Consider the following 11,221-nt stretch of genomic DNA (forward strand, 5'->3'; position numbering starts at 1 on the left):
CGAGGTTTTTCGTTGTTATTTAACCGTCAGGACCGGACTGCGGGCCGATACGCCGTTTTCATTGAGCGCCTCGATGCTGAAGTGGTAGGGCCGGTCCTTGTCCATGCCCTTGAAATAGTACTCGCTCTGCCCGTGTACCATCAGGCAGGAGTAGAGCTTATCGGGGGCAATGCCGGTGTAGATATTGTAGGCGTAGGCGCCGCTGGCGGCGGTCCATTTCAGCCAGGCGCTCCGCTTGTCCTTCTCGGTGCGCAGCACCACCAGGTCGGTGACGGGCGCGGGGGCCGGGCCGGGGCCCTGCCCGAAAACCCGCAGGCCGCTGAGGGCGAATGTGCCGGTGGGCACGTGGCGGTTTTCCAGCTTCAAGAAACGGGTTTTTACCGGCTTCACCAACTCAATATAGTCGTGGGGCACGTCGGTTTTGTTCTGGCTTTTGTCAATCAGCACCTTCCATTTGCGGCCATTTTCCGAATACCAGAGTTTGTACTGGTGAAACGTGCCCTGCTGCTTGCCCAGAAAATCGGCATCCTGGTCGGCATAGTTGAGTTGAATGGCCCGCACGGTGCTCACCGCGCCCAAATCGGTCTGGATAAACTCGCCTGCGTTGCCGGTGGACGCACTCCAGTAGGTTTTGATGTTTTCGTCGACGGCGTAGTTGGGCAAATAGCCGCCGAGCGTGGACGAAACCTGCACCGGTTTCTGGTAGTTGAGCAGCATCCAGCCCGTAAAGCGGGGTTGCAGGTGGTCCTGCGGGCCAGTGGGCAGGTAGTGCGGGTAGTCGCCGAAGGTGGTGTTGCTGTACAAGGTGCCGTCCTGGTCGAAGCCGGCGGGCCCCAAACCCAGCCGCCGCTCGAAGTTGTTTTTCACCGACACCACCAGCGTGGACAGGTGCCACCAGTTGCCCCAGGTATCCTGAAAGGTGTTGCCGTGGCCCGCGCCCCGGGCAAAGCCGCCGGGCTTGTAGGCAAACGGATTGTGGGGCTGGGGCGTGAAGGGGCCGAGGGGTTTGTCACTGACCTGCACGCCGTCGGCATAGCCGCTGAATTCGGTGCCGGGCGCGCCGTACTGCAGGTAATACTTGCTGCCGTGCTTCGTCATCCAGGCACCTTCCATAAACGGGTCCAGGAAGGTATTATCGAGGTATTCGCCGAAGCGCTGCCACCCGAATTTCGTGTCATCTAAGCGTATAAGCTCCCGGGGCTGCCCGATGGGCTGGAAGGTGTGCCGGCTGATCTGCTGGCCGTAGAGCGGCAGCGTGTTGGAGCTGCCCCAGTAGAGGTACAGCTTGCCATCGTCATCGAGAAAAAAAGCCGGGTCCCAGGCTCCAATCTGAAACGGTTCCACGGCTTCTTTCCACTCGTTGGCCTTGGGATTAGTGCTCATCCAGATCGGGAAATTCTTCTCGTGGGTCGAGCCGAAAACCAGCAGCGTATCGCCAAGCACGAATACGGCCGGGGCACACAAGTCGTCGTACACTTTATGCTGGGGCTTGAGGAAGGAGCGCGACACGAACTGCCAGCTATACAGGTCGGGGCTGTGCCAGTAGCCCCACTGGTTGGTGCTGAACAGGTAGTACTCGCCCTTGAAAAGCGTAATGACCGGGTCGGCGGTGGCGCGGTGCCGGCCGGCCTTGGCGAAGTCGGGAATGGGCGTGTAGCCGTAGTCCAGGTTTAGCGGGTTGCAGTAGGTAAGCTGGCCGGGGCTGCGCGTGGGCTGGGCGAATAGTGAAGACGTCAGCAGAAGTAGGCAGACGAAGCCCCCCACCCCCCGGCCCCCTCCCCTCCGGGAGAGGGGGAGCCTGGCGGTATTAAATAACTGACCCAGCTGGCTCAGGCCAGAGGTAACGACTTGAGCAAAGAAAATATTGGTGCTTACAAGCAAAGATGAAACTCTGTTTTCGGCTGGCTCCCCCTCTCCCAGCGGGGAGGGGGCCGGGGGGTGGGGTCCACGTTGCATAGCTTACTTCTTGATCTGCGAGCTTTCGAAGCCCAGCTTGGTGAGGCCGCGCTGCACGTCGGGGCTGCTCATGAACAGCTTCCAGAGCAGGCCCGAGCGGTGGTTTTCAATCATGCCCACAATCGGGCCCTGGTCGATGGCCAGGTGAGATTTGGCGTACCAGTTGTGCTGCTCACTGAAGCCATCCACGAAGCCATACTCACTCCAGATTTTGTCGCCCAGGTCATTGTAAAAGTGCTTCAGGGCCAGCATCGAAAACTCCGGCGTGTAGGGCATAGCCGACAGCGCCGCGGTGGGCGAAATCACGCCCAGATCTTCGGAGGGCGAGTGGGCAGCGTAGCCCTGGTAGCTGTCGGAAGCGGTGAGGCCCCAGCTGTTGGGGCCATAGCCTTTGTACTTCTTGGGGTTGTCGAGGCAGTAGGCGTGGTTGATGAGGGTATGGTTGCGGTTCTGCTCCCAATAGTCGGCGTACTGGTCTTTCAGGCCGCGCGGGTCGAGGCCCAGGAAGGTGTAGTGGGAGAAAAACAACGGCCCGCCATAGTCGAAGCCCAGGGGTAGCTTGGTGTTATAGAAGCTCTTGCCGTTGCGGAAATAGTCGCCGGTAGCCCAGCCCTGGTCGTACACTTTCTTGTCGATACTGTACTTGGGCGACGACGCGGCCAGCACGTAGGTAATCAGGCACTCGTTGTAGCCGTGAATCTGGTGGTTCATGCTCCAGCCGTTGTTGGGGCTCCAGTGCCAATAGAGCACGTTTTGGCCGCCCTGCTGGTGCCAGCTCCACTCCACGCCTTCCCACATCCAGAGAATGTGGTTGCGCAAATCCCGCTCGGCCTGGTTTTCCTGCGTGAAGTACTGCCGGGCGCAGATCAGGCCCTCAAACAGGAAAGATGTTTCCACCAAATCCGCGCCGTCGTCTTTTTGGCTGAAGCGAATCACCTTGCCGGTAGCCCCATTGAGCCAGTGCGGATACACGCCGTGAAACGAGTCGGACTTCTCCAGAAATCGCACGATTTTGTAGATGCGCGCCGCCGCCTGCTCCCGCGTTATCCACTTACGCTCGGCCGCCACGATGATGGCCATAATGCCGAAGCCCGTGCCGCCCGTCGTCACCACTTCGTTGCCGTACTCGTAGGCCACATTGCTCCGCTCCCGCGCCATGCCCGACACCGGGTGCCCGAAGTCCCAGAAGTAGCGGAAGGTCTGCCGTTGCACCAGGTCCAGCAGCTGCTCGTCCGAGAGGTTGCGGGGCCGCTGTTTCGGGTCGAACCTGGTAACGGCAGTAGCTTTGGCCGGCGCGGCTTTTTGCTGGGCCAGCAGTCCGAAAGGCAGCAGCCAATACAGCAACAGGAGGATTTTTGCTTTCATGGGTTGGTGGTGAGGCGGAGCATTTAGGCTGTCATGTCGACCAGCGGGAGACATCTCGCGTGCTGACGTTGTTGAAAACAGAACGTCATGCTGAGCTTGTCGAAGCATCTCTCCCGCTTCGTTGGGCAAGTGTCAGTAGCTGCGGGAGAGATGCTTCGACAGACGGACGCCAGATCAAGCGTGACATATACCATTGCACGCGAGATGTCTCCCGCTGGTCGACATGACGGTCTGTGAGGCCCTAATACCCCGGATTTTGCTGGAGCCGCCCGCCGCTCAGGTCAATCTGCTCCTGCGGAATGGGGAACAGGTCGTGCTTGCCCTTCACGAAGGTTTTGCCCTGAGCCGCGAAAATGGGCACGATGCGGCCCGGCTGCACACTTTCCTGGCGCACTAGGTCGAAGAACCGGTCGTGCTCCAGGGCCAGCTCCACGCGGCGCTCCTTCCAGATACTGGCCAGCGTTACGGTGGTGAGCGGCGGCAGCCCGGCCCGGCTCCGGACGCGGTTTACGTTGGTCAGCGCGGCCGTTGCGTTGCCGGTCTGGAAGGCAGCTTCGGCGTTTATCAGCAGCACTTCGGCGTAGCGCATCACCCGGATATTCTTGGGCAGATAGTCATTATTGCCGCAGTTTTTCTCCCGGAGGCGGCTGTGGTAGGCCTTGTAGCTGTAGCGGAAATTCTCCACCGAGTCTTTGCTCGGGATCCGGAATCCGTCCCACAGCACCGTGCCCTTGCGTTCGGTGGTGATAAAGATGATGGTGCCGGCCCGGCGCTTGTCGCCCGGCTCGTAGGCATCGGCCAGCTGCTGGGTGGGCGTGTTGAAGCCGAAGCCCAGATCGGCCCAGCCGCCGCGCCCCCCGGCCCGGGGCCCCTGGCTCACGGTGTAGAGGTTCACGGCCGAGTTGTTGCAGGCCGCGTTGACGCCGGTCTGCACCTCGAAAATCGACTCCTCGCTGTTGGCTCCTTTCTCGCGCCAGATGTCTTCGTAATCTTTGTATAGCCCGTACGCCCCCGAGCGGCCCTGCACGATTTCGTTGCTCAGCTCCAGAGCCTTCTGGTAGTTTTTCTGGTACAGATACACCTTGGCCAGCATGGCCTGGGCGGCTCCTTTGGTGGCGCGGCCGGTTTCGGTAGCACCCTTCAGCGGCAGGTTGTCAACGGCAAACTGGAAGTCCTCGGTGATGAGCTGATAAATCTCGGCGGCCGTGGCCCGCTGCTGCAGCGCCGGGTTGTTGAGCTCCGAAGCCGGCGGAATCCGGTCGAGCAGGGGCACGCCCCCGAAGAAGCGCACCAGATTGAAGTAGAAATAGCCGCGCAGAAACCGAACCTCCCCGATCAGGCGGTTTTTGACGACCTCGGAAGCCGGGCTCAGCGGAATCTTATCCAGCGCCTGGTTGGCCCGGTTCACTCCCTGGAAATAGCCTTTCCAGGTGTTATTTACGATGCCGTTGGTGGAGTTCAGCGTGAAGTTATCGACCTCCAGGCCGGGGCCGTAATCCTGAGGGCTGCTGCCTTTGTCGGAGTCGTCGGAAGCAATATCAGTCAGAAACACGTATTGCAGGCCGTGAATATCGGGGCCAAAGCCGCCGAGGTACATCACGTTATACACGCCATCGACGAGGCGCTGGGCGGCAGCCACGTCGGTCCGGATCTGGTCTTCGGTGAGCTGGCCCTGGGGTGCCACGTCCAGAAAATCTTTGCAGCCCACGGCACCCGCCGTAAGAGCCAGGCCGAGCGCGGCCAGCGCCATGCGCCGGGAAAGAGAAGTAGGTAGAGCTTTCATACAGCGACAGGCTTAGAAGTTGACGTTGAGGCCGAGCGCGAGCGTGCGGCTGGTAGGATAGGTGGTGGCCTCAATGCCGGAATCGAGCGGGCCGCCCGGCAGCTCCGGCGTGAAGCCCGAGTAGTTCGTGACCGTAAACAGGTTCTGGCCCGAGGCAAACACGCGCAACGACGAGATGTAGGCCTTTTTGGTCAGCTCCCCCGGAATCGTGTAGCCCAGCACCAGGTTGTTGAGCCGCAGATAAGAGCCCGACTCGATGAAATAGGTCGAGTTCGGCGTGTTGTTGCGAATGGCAAACGGGTCGGTTTGCGACGGGTTCGTGGCCGACCAGCGGCTGTTGGCGAAGTCGGCTTCGACGTTGTCGGTATCCGACTGCGTGGCCTGCTTTTTCCGGTTATATACCTTGTTGTTCACGTTGCCCGAGAAGACGAACGAGAAATCCAGTCCCCGAAAATTGAGGCCGCCGTTGATACCGAAATACATCGGCGGCTGGTAGGAGCCCGCATACACCCGGTCGCGCAAGTCGATGGTGCCGTTGCCGTCGGTGTCGGCATACTTCAGGTCGCCGGGCTTGGGCGCGAAGAAGGTGTACTTCGGATACGCGTCAATTTCCCCCTGATTCTGAAATACGCCCACCGTCTGGAGCACGTAGAAGCTGCCCGCCGCCACGCCGTTGTCGGAGCGCGTCACGTTATTGGCCCCGCCAAACAGGGCCTGGCCGCCGTTCAGGTTTTCGATGCGGTTCTTGTTGAAAGTAGCATTCACCCCGAAGTTGTAGCTGAACTTGTCGCCCACCGTGGCGCGCCAGTTCAGGGCCGCTTCCAGACCCTGGTTGCTGATGTCGGCCGCGTTGGTGATATACTGGTTGTCGGGGTCGCCAAACTGGCCGGGAATGTTCACCGGAATCAGCGCGTCGGCGGTTTTCTTCTGGTAGTAGGTCACCTCACCGCTCAGGTGGTTGTCGAGCGTGGCAAACTCCAGGGCCAGGTCGTACTCCGTCGTCACCTCCCAGCGCACGTCTGGGTTCTTGATCTGGTTGATAATGGCCCCCAGAGTCGGCCGGTCGCCAAACACGTAGGGCGTGTTGATTTCCGCCGTCACGATGTAGGCCGTGGGGTCAATCTGGTCGTTGCCGAGCTGGCCGTAGCTGGCGCGCAGCTTCAGAAAGTCCACGATGCTCTGGTCCTTCAAAAAGCCTTCTTCGGTCAGAATCCAGCCCAGTCCCAGCGACGGAAACAAGCCCCAGCGCTGATTAGCCCCAAACTTCGAGGTACCATCGTAGCGCACGTTGGTCGTTAGCAGGTACTTGTCGGCGAAGGCGTAGTTGAGGCGGCCCAGGTACGACAGGCGCCGGTCTTTGCCTATCGTGGGCGCCCCGTTTACCGACGTCGTCGGGTCGCCGGTGCTCAGGTACCACTGGTTGGGGTCTTCGGGCACGTTGCGGCGGCTGCCCGAAAGTGAGTTGCTGGTGCCTTCTTCCACCACCGTGCCGGCCAGCAGCGTCAGATTATGCTTTTCGGCAAATACGCGCTGGTAGGTGGCCGTATTTTCCCAGAGGTAGCGGTTGCTGTTCACCTGCGTCACGTTCAGCTCGCTGAATGGCCGCTGCTGCCCGCCCCCCGCTTTCAGGAAGGTCGTCTCGTTGTTGAGGTACTGATAGTCATACACGCGGCGGTTGTTGAAGTTCAGGTCCAGGTTGATGGCCGAGCGCAGCGTGAGCCCTTCAATAGGCCGGAAATCGAGACCGACGTTGCCCTGCAGGCGGTTTTCCAACGAGCGGTTGTCGTTTTTCTCAATGTCCAGCACCGGGTTGCCCACGTTGCCGTAGGCCGACGTGTTGCCGTAGCGGCCGCCTTCTTTGGCTGTAATAATGGGCGCAGCGCGGTAGGCGTTCTGGAAGGCCGTGGCGAAGTTCACGTCCTTGGTATTGGCCCGGCTGAAGGAAGCCTGCGAGTTGAGGCTGAGCTTGGGCGAAATGGTGAAATCGGTGTTGGAGCGCACCGTCAGGCGCGAAAACCGGTTGCCGATGGCAATACCATTATCCTCCAGCAGGTTGCCGCTGAAGTAGTAGCGCACGTTCTCATTGGCTCCCGACACGGCCAGGTTGTGGTTCTGGTAGGTCGAGCGGCGCAAAATCTGGTCGTACCAGTTGGTAGAGCCGGAATAGTCGGGAATGGTCAGCGTCGGGGCCGTTTCGCGCAGGTACTTCGTGTACTGCTCGGCGTCGGCCATCTGCACCAGATTGGCGGCCTGCTTGAAGCCCACGGTGCTGTTGTAGCTCAGCACCGGCTTGCCCTGCTTGCCTTTTTTGGTCGTCACGATGATAACCCCGTTGGCCCCGCGCACGCCATAGATGGCCGCCGCCGAAGCATCTTTCAGCACATCAATGGTTTCGATATCGGAGTTGCTCAGGTTACGGATATCGGTCGTCTGCACTCCATCGACCACATAGAGCGGCTCGGCCCCGGCCAGCAGCGTGCCCGTGCCCCGGATGCGTACTTTGGGCTGGGCATTGGGCGTGCCGTCGCTGATAATCTGCACGCCGGCCGTTTTGCCCTGCAAGGCCTGGGTGGGCGTCTGCACCGGCTGGTTCACAATTTCCTCGGCTTCTACCCGCGCCACCGCGCCGGTTACGTCGCGCTTCTGCTGGGTGCCATAGCCCACGACCACCACCTCACTGAGGGTTTCGGTATCGGGGGCCAGGGCCACATCCACGGTAGTGCGGCCCACCACGGCCACTTCCTGGGCCGCGTAGCCGATAAAGGAAAACACGAGCGTAGCGTTGTCGGGCACCGACAGTGAGTAGCGGCCGTCGGCATCGGTCTGGGTGCCGGTAGAGCCGCCTTTCACGGTTACGTTCACGCCGGGCAGCGCCGCGCCTTTCTCGTCAATCACGCGGCCCGTCACGGTAGCGTCCACCACGGCCGGGCTCAGGATAATGCCGCTCGGAATCAGCTCGTAGCTAATGCGCAGCGGGTCGAGCACCGCGTGCAGGGCCTGGGCCAGGGGCTGCTCCACGATATCGACCGACACGCGCCGGCTGGCCCCGATCAGCTTGCTGCTGTACTGGAAGCGGGCGGTGGTCTGGGTTTCAATGCGGCTGAGCACCGACTTGACGGTTTCGGCCGTGGCCTGAATCGTGACGGGCTGGGCCAGCAGCGGCTGCGCATCGGCCGGGCCAGCCAGGGCCAAGCCCGTACAGAAACACATGCTAAGCACTTGCAGAAGCACGATTCGCTTCAGGTGCCCGGCCAAACGGGGAAGTAGAGGAAAGATCATAGGACGGAGGTGGGGTTTGGGATGGAAACTAGCTGGTAACCAGACGACAGACCCGGCGTGGCGGCCGGAATCGTTTGCGGACGTATGTTTAGCATAGGCAGGGGTACTAACAGGTCAGCGCGGGCCGCTACGGGGCCGCCCTAGCACTTTCCGGGGTGGAGCAGAATATGAGTGGTAGTTTTTTCGTAGGATGCCCCCAGAATCTTGCAGAGGATGTCGAGCTTTTCGTACAGGGGCTCATTGCCGAGCTTAAGCGTTACGGTGCAGGCCGCGAAAGCCACTTTATCGTACACGATGGGCACGCCATATGCCTCTTCCAGAACGGCCAGCACAGCAGCCACCGGCTGGTCGTCGAACACGAAGGAATGCGGCGTGAGCAGGGCGGGCCGTGCCACCAGCGCCTGGGTCAGCTCGTGGCGGTCGGCGCGGTATGTAGCTTGCTGGTTGGGCAGCACCACCAGGCTCGGGCTCATCTTCGCGGCCGGAGCAGTGGCCGCGGAAGCCGCCACGCGGGGCGTCACGCGCACCCGTCCGGTTTTTACCAGCACTACAGCTTCGGGCTGGGCCGCGTAGGCCCGCACCGTGAAGCTAGTGCCCAGCACCGTCGTCACGACTTTATCGGTGTATACCAGAAAGGGCCGGGCCGGATTGTGGGACACCGTAAAGAAGGCTTCGCCCACCAGATACACCGTGCGGCGGGCACCCCGAAACTGCGCCGGGTATTTCAGCTGGCTGGCCGGCGCGAGCGTCACGGTACTCTTGTCGGCCAGCGTTAGGGTCCGGGGCTGGCGGGTGGCGTTGTCGTACACCAGCCACTGGGCCGATTGGGCAGTATGCGCGGCTGAGCGGGGCGTTGGGGTCATCGGACCGGGCCGGAGGGAAGTTTGCCAAATACCCACCCCCAGCACAATGGCCGCCGCCGCCGCGTAGCGCCCGACGCGCCACCACGGCTGGGCTCCTGCGGGTGCGTCTTCTTTCCCGATAATGCGCTGCCATAACGTGGCTTTGAGCAACGCCTGCTCGTCGGCGCTTAGCTCCAGCTGCTCGTCGGCGCTATTCAGGCCCTCATACCACCGCTCCACGGCCCTTTTTTCCTCGGGCGTGCAGGTTCCCTGCTGGTAGCGGTGCAACAGATTCTGAAAATCGGCAGGCTTCATGAGGTACGGTATCAGAGGGCTTCTGAATTCGTAGTCGCTCAACCGGCCCGTTACCCTAGCCTTCCCTCGGAAAAAAAGGAAATTTCTTTTGCGTGCTGGGCTGCTGCTGCCTTGGTCCTGCTTCTCTCCTACCACAGATAAGTGGCTTGCCGTATTGCTGAGACAGAAGCTGTGTGGAAATCCGATAGAACGTCCTGCTTGCTCCGGCGTGCGCAGAGCCGAGGCATGATGTTTACAAGTGAAGCTGTTTAGGAAGTCAAAAGGCCGTCATGCTTCGACTGCGCGGACGCCAGATCAAGCATGACGGCCTGAATTGCTTATACCGTATTCCTGAACACTTCTACTCTGTCACACGCAGAGGCGTCACACTTTAAAGTGTGACGCCTCTGCGTGTGACAGACTCGCATGATACGCTGATTACCCCATCCGGGCGGCGGCTCAGCCCCAGAACAGCAGCAGCGCCACACCCAAAAATTCCTTCAGCCGCACGCGCAGCACCTTCAGGGCGCGGGTCAAATGATATTCCACCGTTTTCTGCGACAGGTTCAGGTAGCCGGCTATTTCGCGCACCGACTGATGCTCCAGCCGGCTCCGCCGAAACACTTCCCGCGTATGCCCCGGCAAGGCATTCAGGCTGCTGGCCAGGGCCAGGGACAAATCGTCGGCGGCTACGGCTTCTTCCGTGCCCCGGTCGGCGGTAGCCTGGTGTGTGCGGGCATACGACAGGTAGGCCCCGTGCGTCATTTTAGACTTTATCCAATCCAGCACCTGGTAGCGTACCGCCGCGTTGAGGTAGCTGCTGAGTTTCTGAATAGAATGCTCCCGCCGCCGGTTCCACAGCGCCAGAAACAGCTCCTGCACAATTTCCTCGGCCCCTTCCCGGGAGTTCACCTTCCGGTGCGCCACCTTGAAAAGCGGCAGCCAGTAGCGCTCATAAATCTCGGCGAAAGCCAACTCATCGTCCTGGATCAGGGCTGCCGCCAGCGCATCATCGTCCCAGGCCGCGTACAGCTTCAGGCAAGACGAAGAAGAGCGAGTAGCGGAGGTAGGCATGCGCGAAAAAGTGGAGCAAACCGGGAGCAGGCAGGCGTTTTCAGCCTCTTCCCGCAAGAGAGTTTCTATCTTCTAACGCGGCCGGCGGCATACGGTTTTTGCCGGTGCGGTATCGTGCACCGCGCCGCCAGCCAGCCGCAGCATACCACGCCTTCTGAGTTCAGTACAATACCCGAACCAGACGAAGCACGACCGCTGCGGAGCCGGCCAAAACAGCATTTTGGCTGCATCCCGTAATAGTGACCAGAAAAGCCGCCTAGAATGGGAGGACAGTCAGCCAACAGTAGCTCTATAGTTCAGAGAGAACGTCATGCTCATCTGGCGTCCATGTCTCGTCCGGCTATAGCTATACAGGTGGAGGGAGTAATCCGGCCTGCGCTTTACGGGCCGGGTTGGTAATCCGGATTGAACTTTACAGGCAGACAAGATAGGCAGCGGTTTTTCTTCCGCCGCTGGGGTCAGGTGTCAAGTGGGGGCCGGGATAGCGGCCGGCTGATAGTAATTTTTCCAGCGCCGCACCAGCGGCCCTTCCTGCTCGTGGGCCTGGTTCGGCGTCAGAAAGTCGCAGCTGCCATGCGGGCGCAGCTGGTTGTAGGCCCGCACCACCAGCGCGTCGGCCTGCGCAAAG

6 protein-coding genes are annotated in these 11,221 nt (G+C 60.8%); all 6 read right to left on the bottom strand.

Translation table 11 applies throughout. The annotated features are described in order from the left end of the window. Positions 1-15 precede the first annotated feature (15 nt). On the bottom strand, positions 16-1,764 hold the full coding sequence (locus E5J99_RS17085; RefSeq protein WP_245319058.1) for a family 43 glycosylhydrolase: 1,749 nt from the start codon (positions 1,762-1,764) through the stop codon (positions 16-18). 195 nt (positions 1,765-1,959) lie between these two features. Continuing rightward, positions 1,960-3,321, bottom strand: coding sequence for a glucoamylase family protein (locus tag E5J99_RS17090; protein WP_135499035.1), 1,362 nt, complete (start codon positions 3,319-3,321; stop codon positions 1,960-1,962). A 241-nt stretch (positions 3,322-3,562) separates the two neighbouring features. Then, entirely contained in the window at positions 3,563-5,104 is a 1,542-nt protein-coding gene (locus E5J99_RS17095; RefSeq protein ID WP_245319060.1) for a RagB/SusD family nutrient uptake outer membrane protein, read from the bottom strand. A gap of 12 nt (positions 5,105-5,116) precedes the next feature. Continuing rightward, positions 5,117-8,383: a TonB-dependent receptor gene (locus tag E5J99_RS17100; protein ID WP_135499036.1), complete on the bottom strand. Its 3,267-nt coding sequence runs from the start codon at positions 8,381-8,383 to the stop codon at positions 5,117-5,119. A 140-nt stretch (positions 8,384-8,523) separates the two neighbouring features. Beyond that, positions 8,524-9,540: a FecR family protein gene (locus E5J99_RS17105; RefSeq protein WP_135499037.1), complete on the bottom strand. Its 1,017-nt coding sequence runs from the start codon at positions 9,538-9,540 to the stop codon at positions 8,524-8,526. 438 nt (positions 9,541-9,978) lie between these two features. Continuing rightward, entirely contained in the window at positions 9,979-10,593 is a 615-nt protein-coding gene (locus E5J99_RS17110; RefSeq protein WP_135499038.1) for an RNA polymerase sigma-70 factor, read from the bottom strand. Positions 10,594-11,221: the final 628 nt, after the last annotated feature.

It is taken from the genome of Hymenobacter elongatus (genome assembly GCF_004745955.1).
GTDB lineage: Bacteria > Bacteroidota > Bacteroidia > Cytophagales > Hymenobacteraceae > Hymenobacter > Hymenobacter elongatus.